General features: G+C 71.8%; 15 protein-coding genes. 10 read left to right on the top strand and 5 right to left on the bottom strand.

All coding sequences use genetic code 11. The features are described 5' to 3' along the window. Window positions 1-9 precede the first annotated feature (9 nt). From pstC to ACV7GQ_RS14805, 5 genes are all read left to right on the top strand, one after another. Window positions 10-1,131, top strand: coding sequence for a phosphate ABC transporter permease subunit PstC (gene pstC / locus ACV7GQ_RS14825; protein ID WP_470310987.1), 1,122 nt, complete (start codon window positions 10-12; stop codon window positions 1,129-1,131). Further along, a complete protein-coding gene (gene pstA / locus ACV7GQ_RS14820; RefSeq protein WP_470310986.1) occupies window positions 1,128-3,779 on the top strand; it encodes a phosphate ABC transporter permease PstA in 2,652 nt (883 codons plus the stop codon). The genes pstC and pstA overlap by 4 nt, the downstream gene beginning before the upstream one ends. Further along, window positions 3,772-4,686 carry a phosphate ABC transporter ATP-binding protein PstB gene (pstB, locus tag ACV7GQ_RS14815; RefSeq protein WP_470310985.1) on the top strand — a complete coding sequence of 305 codons (915 nt, stop codon included), beginning with the start codon at window positions 3,772-3,774 and terminating at the stop codon, window positions 4,684-4,686. Before pstA ends, pstB begins: the two co-directional genes overlap by 8 nt. Window positions 4,687-4,791: 105 nt before the next feature. Then, window positions 4,792-5,835, top strand: a complete 1,044-nt coding sequence (locus tag ACV7GQ_RS14810) for a PhoU domain-containing protein (RefSeq protein WP_470310984.1) — start codon at window positions 4,792-4,794, stop codon at window positions 5,833-5,835. A gap of 53 nt (window positions 5,836-5,888) precedes the next feature. Next, on the top strand, window positions 5,889-6,635 hold the full coding sequence (locus ACV7GQ_RS14805) for an MBL fold metallo-hydrolase (RefSeq protein WP_470310983.1): 747 nt from the start codon (window positions 5,889-5,891) through the stop codon (window positions 6,633-6,635). A gap of 8 nt (window positions 6,636-6,643) precedes the next feature. On the opposite strand, the gene ACV7GQ_RS14800 is transcribed toward ACV7GQ_RS14805, so the two are convergent. Beyond that, window positions 6,644-7,957 carry an eIF2B alpha/beta/delta subunit family protein gene (locus ACV7GQ_RS14800; protein WP_470310982.1) on the bottom strand — a complete coding sequence of 438 codons (1,314 nt, stop codon included), beginning with the start codon at window positions 7,955-7,957 and terminating at the stop codon, window positions 6,644-6,646. Between the two features lie 119 nt (window positions 7,958-8,076). On the opposite strand from ACV7GQ_RS14800, the gene ACV7GQ_RS14795 reads away from it, so the two are divergent. Both ACV7GQ_RS14795 and ACV7GQ_RS14790 read left to right on the top strand, forming a co-directional pair. Further along, entirely contained in the window at window positions 8,077-8,823 is a 747-nt protein-coding gene (locus ACV7GQ_RS14795) for a hypothetical protein (protein ID WP_470310981.1), read from the top strand. Then, the gene (locus ACV7GQ_RS14790) at window positions 8,820-9,581 is read left to right on the top strand and encodes a hypothetical protein (RefSeq protein WP_470310980.1); all 762 of its coding nucleotides are present in this window, start codon (window positions 8,820-8,822) and stop codon (window positions 9,579-9,581) included. The genes ACV7GQ_RS14795 and ACV7GQ_RS14790 overlap by 4 nt, the downstream gene beginning before the upstream one ends. A 4-nt stretch (window positions 9,582-9,585) precedes the next feature. On the opposite strand, the gene ACV7GQ_RS14785 is transcribed toward ACV7GQ_RS14790, so the two are convergent. Then, window positions 9,586-10,689: an aminotransferase class V-fold PLP-dependent enzyme gene (locus tag ACV7GQ_RS14785; RefSeq protein ID WP_470310979.1), complete on the bottom strand. Its 1,104-nt coding sequence runs from the start codon at window positions 10,687-10,689 to the stop codon at window positions 9,586-9,588. Window positions 10,690-10,809: 120 nt separating this feature from the next. On the opposite strand from ACV7GQ_RS14785, the gene ACV7GQ_RS14780 reads away from it, so the two are divergent. From ACV7GQ_RS14780 to ACV7GQ_RS14770, 3 genes are read left to right on the top strand one after another with little or no spacing between them, the layout of a single operon-like run. Beyond that, window positions 10,810-11,895, top strand: coding sequence for a metal ABC transporter substrate-binding protein (locus ACV7GQ_RS14780; RefSeq protein ID WP_470310978.1), 1,086 nt, complete (start codon window positions 10,810-10,812; stop codon window positions 11,893-11,895). Next, window positions 11,892-12,635: a metal ABC transporter ATP-binding protein gene (locus ACV7GQ_RS14775; RefSeq protein ID WP_470310977.1), complete on the top strand. Its 744-nt coding sequence runs from the start codon at window positions 11,892-11,894 to the stop codon at window positions 12,633-12,635. The genes ACV7GQ_RS14780 and ACV7GQ_RS14775 overlap by 4 nt, the downstream gene beginning before the upstream one ends. Next, window positions 12,635-13,642, top strand: a complete 1,008-nt coding sequence (locus tag ACV7GQ_RS14770) for a metal ABC transporter permease (RefSeq protein WP_470310976.1) — start codon at window positions 12,635-12,637, stop codon at window positions 13,640-13,642. The genes ACV7GQ_RS14775 and ACV7GQ_RS14770 overlap by 1 nt, the downstream gene beginning before the upstream one ends. Before the next feature lie 21 nt (window positions 13,643-13,663). On the opposite strand, the gene ACV7GQ_RS14765 is transcribed toward ACV7GQ_RS14770, so the two are convergent. From ACV7GQ_RS14765 to ACV7GQ_RS14755, 3 genes are read right to left on the bottom strand one after another with little or no spacing between them, the layout of a single operon-like run. Further along, complete coding sequence (locus ACV7GQ_RS14765; RefSeq protein WP_470310975.1) at window positions 13,664-14,011, bottom strand: fluoride efflux transporter FluC; 348 nt, start codon at window positions 14,009-14,011, stop codon at window positions 13,664-13,666. After that, window positions 14,008-14,403: a CrcB family protein gene (locus ACV7GQ_RS14760; protein ID WP_470310974.1), complete on the bottom strand. Its 396-nt coding sequence runs from the start codon at window positions 14,401-14,403 to the stop codon at window positions 14,008-14,010. The genes ACV7GQ_RS14765 and ACV7GQ_RS14760 overlap by 4 nt, the downstream gene beginning before the upstream one ends. A gap of 28 nt (window positions 14,404-14,431) precedes the next feature. Continuing rightward, complete coding sequence (locus ACV7GQ_RS14755; protein ID WP_470310973.1) at window positions 14,432-15,484, bottom strand: ATP-binding protein; 1,053 nt, start codon at window positions 15,482-15,484, stop codon at window positions 14,432-14,434. Window positions 15,485-15,497 lie beyond the last annotated feature (13 nt).

The following is a 15,497-nucleotide window of genomic DNA, read 5'->3' as shown; positions in this document are numbered from 1 at the left end:
CACACCGATATGATAGACGACGTACGAACGACTACACGAGAGACGATACTCGGCGGGGACGCGACAGAGGGGTCACTGCTGGCGGTCGGCGCGTCGGCGGCGACGCTCGCGGCGACGATTCTGGTGTTCCTCTTCCGTCCGGCCATCGCCGTCCCGATGGTCGGCGCGTTCATCTTCGTGACCGCACTGGGGTGGGTCACGTACCAGGCCGAGATAGCACGATTGCTGACGCTGGTCGCCACCGTGTTGACGGTGTTGACTGTCACCTTCATCACCATCTTCCTCTTCGCCAGCGCCCTCCCGGCGTTCGTCGAACACGGGCTGGGCCTCTTGCTCGTCCCGGTCCAGGGCGGGGAGGTGCGCTGGTTCTTCTGGCTCGAATCCGTCCTGCCGGTCGGCGAGAGCTACTGGAACCCCGCCGGCGGGGCCTACTCGCTGATTCCCGCCATCTGGGGGACGGTGATGGTCACCCTCATCGCGGGCGCCATCGCCGGCCCGCTGGGCCTGTTCGGCGCGCTGTTCATCGCCGAGGTGGCCAGCGACGGCCTGCGCGAGGTCATCAAGCCCGGCGTCGAGGTGCTGGCCGGCATCCCCTCTATCGTCTACGGTTTCATCGGCTTCCAGGTGTTGAACGGGTTCGTCCAGCGGTCGTTCCTCGACGACGGCGCGAGCTTCCTCATCGCGGGCGTCGTCGTCGGCGTGATGGCGCTCCCGACGGTCGTCTCCGTCGGGGAGGACGCCCTCTCGAGCGTCCCCGACGCGATGGGTGACGGCTCCATCGCGATGGGCGCGACCCGCTGGCAGACGATGAAGAGCATCTCCATCCCGGCCGCCTTCTCGGGCATCTCCGCCGGGGTCATCCTCGGGCTGGGCCGGGCCATCGGCGAGACGATGGCCGTGGCGGCCATCATGGCCGCCGGCGTCGGCCTCGCGAACCCGCTGTTCGACGTCTTCGACGCGAGCGCGACGCTGACGAGCCTCATCGCGGTCAACTACGGGAGCGCCTCGGAGAGCACGGTCGACGTGCTGTTCGTCGCGGGCGTGATGCTGTTCGTCATCGTCGCGGGCATGAGCGTCGTCTCCCAGTACATCGAGCGCCAGATGCGGGAGAAACTCCGGGGTGAAGCATGAGCGAGGGGTACGCGACCGAGACGAGACTGGTCAACGCGGAGTCGAACGTCTACGACCGCGGCCTCGACACCGCTATCGGGCTGAGCGTCCTGACGTTCACGCTCGCGATGGCCACGCTCGTCGACGCCGTCCCGCTGGACGCCAGCGGCGCGGCACTGGGCGAGTCGCTCCTGACGGTGCTCGCCGTCGTCGTCGGCGGCGTCGGCACCGTCGGCGTCGCCTCGTGGGCCAACGTCACGCCGGTCGAGTCCCAGCGGGTCCGCGGCATCGCGCTCGGGCTGGTCGGCAGCACGCTCGGCCTGACGGTGCTGGCCTACGCGGTCCCGCTGACGCTGGCGACGCTGCTGGGCCTCGTGCTCGTCGCCGAGGCCGTCGCCGTCGCGGCCGCCGGCCTCGCCTCGCGCGTGGAGACGGTCGACACCAGCCCGAACACGAGCGCCGGCCTGCTCGCCGGCGTCGTCTTCGGCGGGCTCGGACTGGCCATCGGGACCGCGGTCGGGGGCTCGCTCGTCGGCTTCGACTCGCCGGCGTGGGCCGCCGTCGCGCTGGGCGCCGGACTGGTGCTCACGGCCCTGACGGTCCTCCCGCGCGAGGACGTCGGGTCGACGGTTCCGGCGGCGCTCGTCGTCGGCACGCTCGGTCTCACCATCGCCACGGCCGCCGTCGGCGTCGGCTGGCAGTGGAACCCGCAGTCGCTGTCGGGCGGCTTCACCGGCGGCGCGGTCGTCCCGCTGTTCGTCCTCCTCGGGGCGATTCTCTCGGCGTGGTCGGCCGCGAAGTGCCGCGCCGGCTTCGGCGCCCGCGGTCGGGAGTTCGGTGCCTTCCTCGTCATCAACCTGAACGCGTTCCTGATGGTGGCCGTCATGGCGACCATCGTCGTGTTCGTGACGGTGAAAGGCGTCGGCTACGCGCTCCACGGGTTCACCGTCGGCGCGCTCTCGGCGCTCGTCCTCCTCGCACCGGCCCTCGTGGTCGCGGTGAACGCCGCGCGGACGCCCGCCGGCAGCGACGACTGGCACGCCGGTGCGCGCCACCTGTTCCGGCTCCTGCCGCTGGCCGCCGTCGGCTCGGTGGCGGCCGTCCTCCTGTCGGTGCTCGTCACCGGCGACCGGCTGGCCTACCCGTTCACCTACTCGGTACAGGTCAACCGGGCCCAGCAGTCGCTCGACACCGCAATCGCCGTGACGCCGGAACCGACGGTCGGGTCGCTCCTGCTCGCCGCCCCGGCGCTGGTGCTGGCCGTCTACTTCTTCCGGTCGTACGGCTCGCTCCGCAACGTCGGGCGCCGCTTCGAGTGGGTCGAGACGTCCCGGCGGACGCTCCCGCTCGCCGTCGCGGGGACCGTCGCCCTGACCGGTCTGTTCCTGTTGGTCGGCCCGACGCCGCTCGGTCTCCCGCTGGGCGGGACGGTCGGCCTCGCGGTGGTCGCGCTGGGCGCCGTCGCCGCCCTCGCGCTCGCGGCGCTCCCGCTGGGCGGCGTCCTCACCGGTGAGGGCACGCTGGCCGACCGTGCACAGGACGGTGCGACGCTGTTCACCCTCGGCGTGTTCGGCGGGCTCGCCCTGCTGACCGCGGCCCTCTTCCTGCAGGCGACGGCGACGGTCCGGCCGAGCGTCGGACCGGTCGACCTCGTTCCGGCCGTCGCGCTGGCCGGCGCGGTGGCGTCGCTCGCGGTCACGGTGCTGGTCGCCCGCGCGAGACGCCGGACCGACGAGACGCTCCAGCGGCGCCTGCTGGGCGAGGAACTGTCGCTCGGTCTGACCGGCGTCGCCGGCTTCCTGACGCTGCTGGGGCTGCACGTCGCCGTGACGAAGGTGTCGTTCACCGTCCTCGGCGTCAGCGTCGCCAACGCCGGCACGCTCTCGTGGCCGATGACGATGCAGACGTACATCCCGCTGGGGGCCGAACCCGGCGGCATTCTGCCCGCCGTCGTCGGCACGGTGTGGCTGGTCACCGGCGCGACGCTGTTCGCGGTGCCGCTGGGCGTCGGCGCGGCCGTCTTCCTCACCGAGTACGCCGAGCAGGGCCGCTTCACCGCGCTGGTCGAGATAGCGACGAACGCGCTCTGGAGCACGCCGAGCATCGTCTTCGGCCTGTTCGGGGCCGCCTTCCTCATCCCGCGGCTGGGCGGTGACGAGTCCCTGCTCGCGGGGATGCTCGTCCTCGGGTTCATGCTCCTGCCGCTGGTGCTCATCACCAGCCGCGAGGCGGTCAAGGCGGTTCCCGACGAGTACCGCGACGCGAGTGCGGCGCTCGGCGTCTCCCAGTGGGAGACCATCAAGAGCGTCGTCGTGCCGGCCGCGATGCCCGGCGTCATCACCGGCGTCATTCTCGGCGTCGGCCGCATCGCCGGCGAGACGGCCCCGCTCATCCTCGTGCTGGGGTCGACGCTGAACGCGACGGAGTCGGCACAGGTGCTCGACGGCTTTCGCTTCACCGCGCAACCGCCGTTCGTCGCCAACGACGCCCTCCTCTCGGCGTCGGCGTCCCTGCCAACGCAGGTGTGGGCGGTCATCGCCGCCGGCGTCAGCGGCTCCCCCTCGATGGGGTGGGCGTCGGCGTTCGTACTGCTGCTGGTCGTACTGACGTTCTACGCCGTGGGTATCACGGCGCGGACCTACTTCCGGAGGAAGCTAACCCATGAGTAACGCGCTTGACGACAGCGAGACGGAGACGACGGGGCGTACAGAGAGCCGGACGACGACGGCCGGCGAGAGCGACGAGCGGGTCCGCGAGGCGTGGACCGACTACGACTTCGCGGGGACGCCGAAACTCTCCGTCGAGGACCTGAACGTCTGGTACGGCGACGACCACGCCCTGAAGGACGTCTCGATGGACATCCCCGAGAACTCCGTGACGGCGCTCGTCGGCCCCTCGGGCTGTGGGAAGTCGACGTACCTGCGCTGTCTCAACCGGATGAACGACCGCATCAAGGCCGCTCGGATCGACGGCTCGGTCGAACTCGAAGGCACCGAGATATACGACGCGAACGCCAACCTCGTCGAACTGCGCAAGCGCATCGGCATGGTGTTCCAGTCGCCCAACCCCTTCCCGAAGTCCATCCGGGAGAACATCTCCTACGGCCCGCGCAAGCACGGCGACATCGAGAAGGGGCTGCTGGCGCGCCTGTTCGGCCGCGACGACACCGAGGCGGAGTACGAACTCGTCGAGCGCTCGCTGAAGCAGGCGGCGCTGTGGGACGAGGTCAAGGACCGCCTCGACGACAACGCCCTCGGGCTGTCGGGCGGCCAGCAACAGCGACTCTGCATCGCCCGCTGTCTCGCCGTCGACCCCGAGGTCATCCTGATGGACGAGCCCGCGTCGGCGCTGGACCCTATCGCCACCTCGAAGATAGAGGACCTCGTCGAGGAGCTCTCGAAGGAGTACACCGTCGTCATCGTCACGCACAACATGCAGCAGGCGGCCCGCATCTCCGACCAGACGGCCGTCTTCCTCACCGGCGGCGAGCTGGTGGAGTACGACGACACGGACAAGATATTCGAGAACCCCGAGAGCCAGCGCGTCGAGGACTACATCACCGGCAAGTTCGGGTGACCCCCTCGGGGCGCCGGCGGCCGGCGCCCCGACCGCGACCGTACCGTGCCCCACGCGAGGCGTCGTCCCGCCGCGTGGGTGTGACTACCACGACACACGCGACCGATGGAAACACGCAAGATACAGCAGGTCGGCGGCGGCACGTACACCGTCTCGCTCCCCAAACAGTGGGCCGAGGCGGCCGACATCGAGACGGGGTCGGTCGTCGACCTCCACACGCACATCGACGGCGTCCTCGTCATCCAGGCACAGGAGCGCGACCGCGAGACGACGGGCCGGCTCAGCCTGACGGTCCCGCACGCCGACCCCACGTGTATCGAACGCGCCCTCCGCGCGGCCTACGCCGCGGGCGTCGAAGTGCTCGAACTCGACGCGCCCGACGGGTTCGACGACGCCCAACAGCGGGCCGTCGAGCGGGTCGCCCGGACGCTGACCGGCGTCACCGTCGCCGAGTCGACGCCGACGACGATGACCGTCCGGACGCTGCTGGACGCCGGCGAGGTGTCCATCAGACAGTCCGTCCGGCAGCTCCAGTTCGTCGCGCTGTCGATGCACCGCGACGCGACGGCCGCGCTGACCGGCCCGACGACGGTCGACAGCCCCGCCGACAGGGACGACCAGGCCGACCGCCTCTACGCCATGGTCGACCGCTACTTCGAGCGCGGGCTGGCCCGCTTCGACGAGATGGACGCGCTGGGGCTGACCCGCTCGGAACTGTTCGTCTGCTGGGTCACGGCCAGAGAGCTCGAGCGGGTCGCCGACCACGCCGAGCGCATCGCGACGACGGCCGAAGCTCTCGACGACCCGATGGACGACGCCACCGCCGAGTCCGTCGCCGACCTCGCCGCGACGGCCCGGGACATCGTCGAGGACGCGGTCCGCGCCATCGTCGGCGACGCGGGCGTCGAGTCGGCCCGCGAGGCGCTCCACGCTCGCGACGCCCTCCGGGCGGACCTCGAGGCGCTCGACCGCCGCCTGTTCGAGTCGCCGACCGCCCCGTACCGGCTCACTCACGTCCTCGACAGCATCGGCCGGACCGCCGAACACGGCGGGAACGTCGCCGAACTCGCCCTGCGGACCGCCATCCGCGACGGCGAACTGGGCGACCGGACCGACGAGGCGACCGTCGACGGTCGACCGGCGGAGTGAGGCCGACGACCGAAACCGCCGATTTATCCCTCTCCCGGTGCGTACGGCAGGCAATGACCGTCCACCACGAGGGGGTGACCGTCGACTGGCTCGGGTACGCTACCATCCGCATCGCCGGCGACGACACCGTCGTCTACACCGACCCCGGACGCTACGGGGTCCTGACGGGGGAGTGGGAGCCGTACGCGGACGGCGTCGGTCACCCGCCGAGTTCCGACTACCGACCCGAGGACGCCGACGTGGTCTGTGTCACGCACGTCCACCACTACGACCCCGACGGCATCGACCGGGTCGCGAACGACGAGACGACGGTCGTCGCCTTCGAGGGTATCGACGGCCGCGACGTCGAACGCGACCTCCCGCCCATCGTCGACCTGCCCTACGAGGTGCGACAGGTCGACGCCAAGACGCAGGTGACCGTCGGCGACGTCCCCATCTGGACGACGCCGGCCCACAACGAACCCAATGGCCCGCACACCCTCTCCGACGGCACGCCGTACCACCCAGAGGGGTTCGGCTGTGGGTTCATGGTCAAGGTGAACGGCACCCGCGTCTACTACCCCGGCGACAGCGACGTCCTGCCGGGCCACCGCACGCTCGACACCTCGCTGTTCTGCCCCCCCATCGGCCCGCGGGCGACGATGGACCGCCACGAGGCCGCCGCCCTCGCCGCGACCATCGAACCCCGTCTGGTCATGCCGGTCCACTACAACACGTTCTCGAACCTCGAAGCCGACTCCCGCGAGTTCGCCGCGGACGTGGCCGAGGCCGGCGTCCCCGTCGTCCTCGACGAGAACTGAGCACACCCTCACTCGCTCCCGCTTTCCTCGTCGTCCCACGCGGCCCACTTCCGGTGCGTGGCGGCGACGGCCCCGACCTCGTCGGCGTCGAGTCGGCCCCGTTCGGTCACGACGGCCGTCACCGTCGCTGCCGGCGTCACGTCGAAAGTGGGGTTCGCCACCGTCAGGTCGGCGTCGCCGTCGTACACCTCGGCGGCGTCCCGGGGTTCGAGGTCGTAGTCGGCCGCCGCCGCGACCTTGTCGCTCGACGCGACGACCAGGCAGTCGGCACCCGCTTCGGCCGCCGCCAGCGCCGCCCCGCGGGTCCCGGCCTTGTTGACGACGCGGCCGTCCGGGAGGACCCGGTCGGCGCCGACGAGGACGGCGTCGGCGTCCCAGTCGGCGAGTTCGAACGCGAAGGCGGCGTCGGTGGTGAGCGTCACGGCCGTCCCGTCGGCCAGCGACTCGGCGACGCCGACGCCCTCGCCGCCGGGCCGGGACTCCGCGACCAGCACCGCGTCGGGGTCGGCCGCTCGAATCGCCGCCGTGACGGTACCCGACCGCGAGAGCGTCGCGACCCTGTCCGGGAGCGCCTCGGCGGCCCGTTCGGCCGCCCGGCGGTCGGCGTCGACGGCCCGATCGACGGCTCGCCGTGCTTCGCGCTCGACGGCCGCGGGCGTCCGGTCGTCGCCGGCGGTCCACATCGCGCGATTGACGCGGGTGGCGAGGACAGCCATCGACGGCCGGGCGCCCCGGAGTCGTCTCGCGAGCGCCGCCAGCTCCCCCCAGTCGTCGCCGTCGCGCTCGGCCGGTTCGCGGTCGTCGGCCCGTCCCTCGGCGGCCAGCGCCGCCTCGTCGCGGAGCGTCTCCAGCGCCCGCAGGGAGAGCCACGCCGATCCGTGGCTCCGGTCGTCCCGGACCGTCGCCACGCGGGGCCGCACCCGGTCGTAGGAGGTCCAGAGGCGCGGCACCGTCTCGCGGCGCAGTATCTCCGGCGGGTGGACCCACGCCGTCTCGGTCGTCTCCTCGTTCGGCTCGACCGCCCGCGAGTCGCAGTCGAACAGGAACGGGTGGACGCGCCATCGGGTGTCGCGGTCGGCGTCCTCGACCGGAAACGGGTCGCCGGTCGCGACGAGCGTCACAGCGTCTTCGAGGCCGGTCTCCTCGGCTATCTCGGCCCACGCGGCCGTCGTCGGCTCTCTGTCGCGTCCCGTATCGTCGGCGACGTGTCCGGCGACGCCGCCCCACCGACCCCGGTACGACCCGACGACGTCGCTCCGCCGGAGGAGCAGCACCTCGCCGTCGTTGCGGAGGAACGCGGTGACGACCGCGCGTTCGTCCATGCGTCCGGATAGGCCCCCGACCCCAATCAAACCGGAGGCCGCCGTCGAGTCGGCGACCCGGACCGCCGGCCCGGAAGTGACGGCGAGGCTATATGAATCTGTGGTCCCTCTGTGGCGACGTGGCAGACACGACACCGCACTTCGACCTGCTGGCCGGCGAGTTCGGCCGCCGTCCCCGGACCGCCGTGTTCCTCTACCCCGCGGACGACGCCGTCTACGACGAGTGGGTGGACGGCGGGCCGGTGGCGGCGGCCGTCGTCGACGGCCTCGACCAGCTCGTCGAGTTCGGGGCGCTGGGCGGTTACGCGGCGTTCACGCTGGCCCCCTCGGAACCGTTCGTGGCCGACGACGGCGGGCCGGAGTACGACGACACGACGAAGGCGGCGTTCGTCGACGCCTTCGAGACGTACACCGAGCGCCACCCGGAGCTGTGTGGCGCCCGGGGCCTCCACTACGGCGTCGCCGGCGGGTTCGACGGGGGCGGCGGGTTCAGCGCCGACGAACTCGACGAACTCGCCTTCACCACGAACTGCCGGATGGTCGTCGGGACGGCCTCCGAGGACGCCGCCCGCGTCGACGCGTTCACCAAGCAGGAGCTCGGACACGCCCTCATCGGCTACCGACACCTCGCGAGGACGAGCGTGCTGGTCGAGCGCGGGAGCCACATGCACGAACACGACACGGGCGTGGTCTACCCCTCCGGCGAGGTGTCGCCGATGGCGGTGACCTACCACGACAGCCACGCCGCTCACGGGGCCTGTGCCAACGGCCACCCGCACTTTCGGGGGTACAACCCGAACTACACCGACTGCACGAAGCTCGCGGTCGAGCGCACGGCCGCGGCCGTCTCCGGGGGCGAGGGATGAGCGACGACTCGACAGCGCGGGTCACCGCCACCCGGCGCAGTGTCCTCAGGGCCGGTGGCGTCCTCGGCGGGGGGTCGCTCCTCGGCGTCGCCGGCACGGCGTCTGCCGGGCCCACGACCCGAGTGGTCGACGTCGCCCTCGAGTTCGACGTGGACGCGCCCGCGGACGTCACGCTCCGGCGGTTGCACGTCGACGGGGCGCCGCCGTACCGCGTCGCGACCGGGGAAGGCCGGCTCGTCACCGACCCGCACGGTCCCCTGACGGCGGCCGACCGGGCGCTCCTCGACGACGCGGCCTTCGTCGTGCGGGCCGCCGCCGGCGTGACCGACACGGGCGACCGCCTCGCGACGGCGCTGGCCGCTCGGGACGACACCGTTCGGTGGCTGCCGAGGCGACTCGCGTCCGACTACCGCCCCGTCGCCGCGGTCCGACTGGCCGCGCCGCTGACCGTTCGCCGTCCGTCGGTGTCCCGGGTCGGCGAGGCGGCCCGCGTCGCGCTGGGAGCGGACCGCTACCGCGTCCCGCCGGGGGAGGCGCTGACGCTCGAACTGTCGCCGCGAACGGCGACCGTCGAGACACGGACGCGCCGAGCGGGCGACGGGGACGTGGCACCCCCCGACGACGCGGACGATCCGGCGACGCTCGCCGACGTCTCGCCGGCCGTCGAGACCGGGGTCGGAGAACTGCGGACCGCCGTGACGCCGCTCGTCCGCGTGCGGCACCTCGGGGACCTGACCGTCGAACACGGTCGGCGCTGACCGACTACAGCGCGTCCAGCAGCCGGTCGACGTCGCCCTCGTCGTTGAACGCGTGGACCGACGCGCGGACGGCCTCGGGGTGGGGGAGCGGTCGGACGACGATGCCCTCCGCCGCGAGTCGCTCGACGGTCGCCGCGGGGTCCTCGGCGGCGAACGTGACGAGGCCGGACTCGTACCCCTCGGGGCTCAGCAGGCGGTCGTCGAGGCCGGCCTTCAGGCGGTCGGTCAGGCGCTCGACCCGCGCCTCGACGGTGTCGAGGCCCACCGCCTCCATCGTCTCGATGGCCGCCGCGAGCGCGACGTAGGGGGCCGGCGAGGTGGTCCCGACCTCGAACCGTCTGGCGCCCGCGCGGTACGTGTACTCCTCGGCGTTCATATCCTCGACGCTCCGGTAGCCGATGCGCGTCTGGCGGAGCCGGTCGTGCGCGTCCGGGTCGACGTACAGCATCCCCGCGCCCCAGATTCCCAGCAGCCACTTGTGACCCGCCGCCGTCACGAAGTCCGCGCCCCACTCGGTCACGTCGACGGGGTGCTGGCCGACCGACTGGACGGCGTCGACGAGCACCTGTGCGCCGGCGTCGTGAGCGACGTCGACCACCTCGCCGACCGGCAACCGGGTGCCGTGGGTCCACGTCAATGAACTGAGCACGACGAGTCGCGCGTCCGCGACGGCGTCTCTCACCGCGTCCATGTCGAGGCGGCCCCGCTCCGTCTCGAGCACCCGGACCTCGACGTCGTGCGTGTCGGCGAGTCGGTCCCACGGCAGGGTCCCGGCCGGGTGTTCGAGGTCGGTGCGGACGACCACGTCGCCGGGGTGCCAGTCGATGGCGCTCGCGACGAGGTTGACGCCGTCGGCGGTGCTCCGCGTGAACGCCACGTCGTCGGGCCGAGCGCCGATGTGGTCGGCTGCCACCTCGCGAGCGGCGGCGATGGCGTCCCACGCGACGGCGTAGGGGCCCTCGCCGGCGGGCGCTTCGAAGGCGTGCCGTTCCAGAAAGTCGGTCGCCGCGCCGACGACGGGCCGGGGACTGGGACCGCTCGCACCCGTGTTGAAGTATGTACACCGGTCCAGTGCGGGTATCGACGCACGGAGCTCCGCAGGGTCCATAGGGGAGGCAGGCGGGCCGGCGTCTTGAGCGCTGTGCTGTGGTGGGTCGGCGAATTAGATAAGTCTAAACTTTGCCTTAGAACAAAACTATTATTTAGTTCGCCCCTTCTCTCCACCTACATGTCGAACGACGACGGTCAGCGCAGTCACGGGCCCCGCGTCTCCAGACGGCAGGCCCTCGCCGCGGGTGCCAGTGCCATCGCGACGGGACTCGCGGGCTGTATCGGCGGTAGCACGGGTCGGACCGATAGTGCGGCGAACGGGTCGGAACAGGCGGGCGACGGGCCGGTCGCGGTGGCGTCTTTCTTCAGCTTCTACGACTTCGCCCGGAACGTCGCGGCGGACACGCCGATTACGGTCGAGAACCTCGTCCCGACGGGCCTCCACGGGCACGGCTGGGAGCCCAACGCCAGCGTCACGAAGGACATCGTCGACGCGGACGCGTTCGTCCACGTCGGCGAGGACTTCCAGCCGTGGGCCGACCGGGCCATCCAGACCCTCGAGGACGACGGCGCCGACACGCGCCTCATCAACGTCCGCGAGGGCATCGAACTGGTCGACCTCGCGGCGACGCTCGACCGAGAGGAGGAGGGCGTCGGCGCACAGCGCGGCAAGGACCCCCACTTCTGGCTCGACCCCGGACGGGCCGCCACGTCGGTCGACAACATCGCCGACGGGTTCGTCGAACTGGCCCCCGACCACAGCGAGACGCTGCGGGACAACGCCGAGCGGTACAAGACCGAGGTCCTCCAGCGCATCGACGCGGACTACCGCGCCGTCTTCGAGGCGGCCGACCGCGACGTCGTCCAGCTCGCGGCGCACAACGCCTTCCAGTACATCGGCGTCACCTACGGCGTCCGGATGCGCCCGCTCGTGACGAACCTCGCCGCCAGCGGCGACGTGAAGCCCTCCGACATCACCGAGGCCAAGGCGGTCATCGAGGACAACGACATCCGGTACATCGCCAACGGCGTCTTCGAGTCCCGCAAGCCCGCGAGACAGCTCCTCGCCGAGACGCAGGTGGAGGCGTACTTCCCGGTGACCCCGTACGCCGGGGTCCGCGAGGACTGGGTCGAGAACAACTGGGGCTACGAGGAGATCGCCTACAACATCAACATGCCCACCTTCGAGGTGGTCCTCGGGAACAAACCGCCGGCCGAGGCCGGGTACGAGGGCTGGGCCGACGAGTGGAGGAACTTCGAATGAGCGACCCCGGCCCCGTCGCCGAACTCGCCGACGTGTCGTTCGGATACACCTCCGCACGGGTGGTCGAGGACGTCTCGCTGCGCGTCGACCCCGGTGAGTACGTCGCGGTGGTCGGTCCCAACGGCTCGGGGAAGTCGACGCTCATGCGACTCGTGCTCGGCCTCTTGCGCCCCGACGCGGGGACCGCGCGCCTGTTCGGCGAACCGGCCCACGCGTTCGACGACGGCGCGCGCATCGGCTACGTCGCCCAGCACGCCAGCGCCTCGAAGGAGATGCCCATCACGGTCCGCGAGGTCGTGCGGATGGGCCGCTACCCGCACGTCGGGTTCGGCCGCCTCGGTGCCGAGGACTGCCGGATCGTCGACCGAGCGCTCGACACCGTCGGCATGTACGACTTCGCGGACCGCCGCATCACGAACCTGTCGGGCGGCCAGCGCCAGCGTGCGTTCATCGCCCGGGCGCTCGCGGGCGAGGCGGACCTCCTCGTCCTCGACGAACCGACCGTCGGCGTCGACGCCGAGTCGGTCGACGCCTTCTACGACCTCCTCGCGTCGCTGCACGCCGACGGTATCACGGTCCTGCTCATCGAACACGACCTCCGGGCGGTCACCGAACACGCCGCCCGCGTCGTCTGTCTCAACCGCGAGGTGTACTTCGACGGTCCGACCGACGCGTTCGTCGAGAGCGACGCGCTGGCCCGGGCCTTCGGGACGGCGATGCCGGTCGGCGGTGACGCCTGATGGCTGTGCCCGCCCTCCTGTTCCAGTCGAGTCCGACCGACGCGGTCCTCTGGCCGCTCTACTGGCTGCTCGGTCTCTGGTCGGCGTTCATGTCGTGGCTCGGGACCGTCACCGGCCTCGAACTCCTCCAGTACGGGTTCATGCACCGGGCCGTCCTCGTCGGCCTCTGCATCGGGGTGATGGCGCCGCTCATCGGCACCTTCCTCGTCCACCGGCAGCTCGCGCTCATCGGCGACGCGCTGGCACACACCGCCTTCGCCGGCGTCGCCGTCGGTCTGTTCCTCAACGCGGTCCTCAACCTCGGCGTCTCCCCGTACCTCACCGCCGTCGTCGTCGCGATGCTGGCGGCGCTGCTCATCGAACTCATCTCCGAGGCGACCGACGCGTACAACGACGTCTCGATGGCCATCGTCCTCTCGACGGGGTTCGCCCTCGGGACGGTGCTCATCAGCCTCAACGCGGGCGGCCTCGCCGTCGGCATCAACCAGTACCTCTTCGGCAACCTCTCGACCGTCTCCGCCGAGAACGCGGCCATCCTGCTCGTCCTGTTCGGCGTCGTCGTCGCCACCATCGCTCTCACCCGCAACCAACTGCTGTACGTCACCTTCGACGAGACGGCGGCGGCCGTCTCCGGTATCCCGGTCGGCTGGTACAACCGGCTGATGGTGATGCTGACGGCCCTCGTCGTCGTCGGCGCGATGCAGATAATGGGCGTCATCCTCGTCGCCGCGATGCTGGTCGTCCCGGTCGCCAGCGCCGCACAGGTCTCCCGTAGCTTCCGCTCGTCGCTGCTCACGTCCGTCGTGCTCGCCGAACTCGCCGTGATTCTCGGCATCGGCGCCGCCTACTACGGCGAGGCGACGGCCGGCGGCGTCATCGTCCTCGTCGCCGTCGCGATATACGTCGTCGCGGTCGCCGCGGGCAAGCTCCGCACCCGTCTCGGTGACACGACGGCCGCAGAGGTCGGCCGTATCTCCGCCGACGACGGCGACTCGACCGCCGACTGAGTCTGCGCTTACTGACCGTGCTCAGGCCAGCGCTGTCGCCACGAATCCGCCCAGTGCGACGCCAGCGAGCGCGACGACGAGCGTCCCGCCCGCGTACAGCGCCGCCTCGCGGGGGTGGCCCAGTTCGGCCAGTCGCACCGTCTCGAAGGCGAACGAGGAGAACGTCGTAAACGCCCCGCAGAAGCCGGTGCCGACCGCCAGCGTGACCGACTCGCCGACCGGCGCGGCGACGAGCGCGCCCAGCAGGACGCTCCCCAGGACGTTCACGGCGAGCGTGTCCGCCCGGTCGCGTTCGAGGCGCGTCCCGACGAGGTGGCGGCCCAGCGCGCCCGCCGTCCCGCCGAGGCCGACGAGCAGGAGCGGGTTCACGAGACCCACCTCGCGACGAGGCGGCCGAGGACCACGCCGAGGAACGCGAGCGCGTAGTTGGCCGCGACGTTCCCGACAGCGAGCATCGGCGGCAGCCCGCTCGTCTGGACGGCGAACGTGCTGTACGTGGTGAACGAGGAGAGGAAGCCGGTGCCGACGACCAGCCGCGTCTCCGCCGAGAGCACGTCCGCGAGGTGGGCCTCGTACAGCAACACGCCGAGCGCGAAACTGCCGGCGACGTTGACGAGGAGCGTCCCGACGACGGCGCCGTCGACGGCTCCCACCCTCGGCGCCGCGATCGAGACGGAGTGGCGCACGACCGCCCCGACGAACCCCCCGAGCGCGACGAGGAAGAGCGGTTCGGCCCGCGAGAGGGCGTGCGACTCGGTCATTGTCGGCCCCTCGCGGTGCCCCTACTCGTCAGTTGTGATGTGCGCCGCTGACACCGTCTCGCCCCCGCTCGGAGACGCGTGGACTCTCGCCGCCGTGGGGCGTTCGCCGCTCGCGGACCTGCACGTGGTGGACCGACTCGGTCACGTCGTCGACGACCAGCGCCGCGCCCGTCTCCGTCGGGAGTCGGCCCTCGATACCGCCGTCGAGGTACGTGGGCCGCGCTTCCCCCAGCGCCGTCACGTCCGCCTCGCTGGTCAGTCGATGGGCGACCAGCAGGTCGGCCTGCGAGACGGCGACCGGCGGGAGCGCGCTGGGACGCTGTGTCGCCAGCCAGCAACTGACGCCGGGGTGGCGGCCCCGCGTCAGCAGGCGGCGCAGCGCCCGGCCCGCGACGCCGTCGGTGAACGCGTGGGCCTCGTCGACGAGGAGCCACGGGAGCAGTCCCGTCTCCTCGGCCACACGCGCGTCGTACAGCGACCCGGCGACGGCCGCGAGGACGGCGTTCGCGGGCGCGGGGTCGACGCCCGAGAGGTCGAGGACCGTCACGGACCCGTCACAGAGGCGCTCGGCCGACGGCCCTCTCGGGTCGAAGACCTCCCACGACGCCGCCAGCGCGAGGTGGTTGCTCGCGGCCCGCCGCGCCGTCGGGTCGGCGTCGCTCTCGTCGACCCACTCGGTCATCCCCGACAGCGTGTCCCGACGCGTCGCCGCCTGCCAGACGAGCGCACCCGCTCCGCTCTCCGTGGAGAGACCGAGCAGGGAACACCACAGCGGCGGGGCCAGCGCGTCCGCCCGGACCCGCGGTTCGACCACCGCCGAATCGATAGCGGCGTCCGAGAGCGGCGCGAACGCGCCCATCGGGTCCGCGACGACGGGCGCGACGCCCTGGGTGGCGGCCAGCCCCTCCAGCAGGACGCCCAGCGTGTACGTCTTGCCCGACCCGCGCTTGCCGACGACCAGCCCCGCGTGTGGCCGGTCGAGGTCCAGGTCCACCGCCGCTCCGTGGCTCCCGTCGCGCGCCCGGTAGTGGCCGAGTCGCGCCGTCGGGCCCCGTTCGTCCGTTCGTCCGATCACGACCATGTCGACGCTGGCC

The sequence above is a fragment of the Haloarcula sp. MBLA0163 genome (assembly GCF_055632435.1).
Note: the sequence above shows the minus strand (reverse complement) of the source record. Positions and strands in the feature narration are given on the sequence as shown.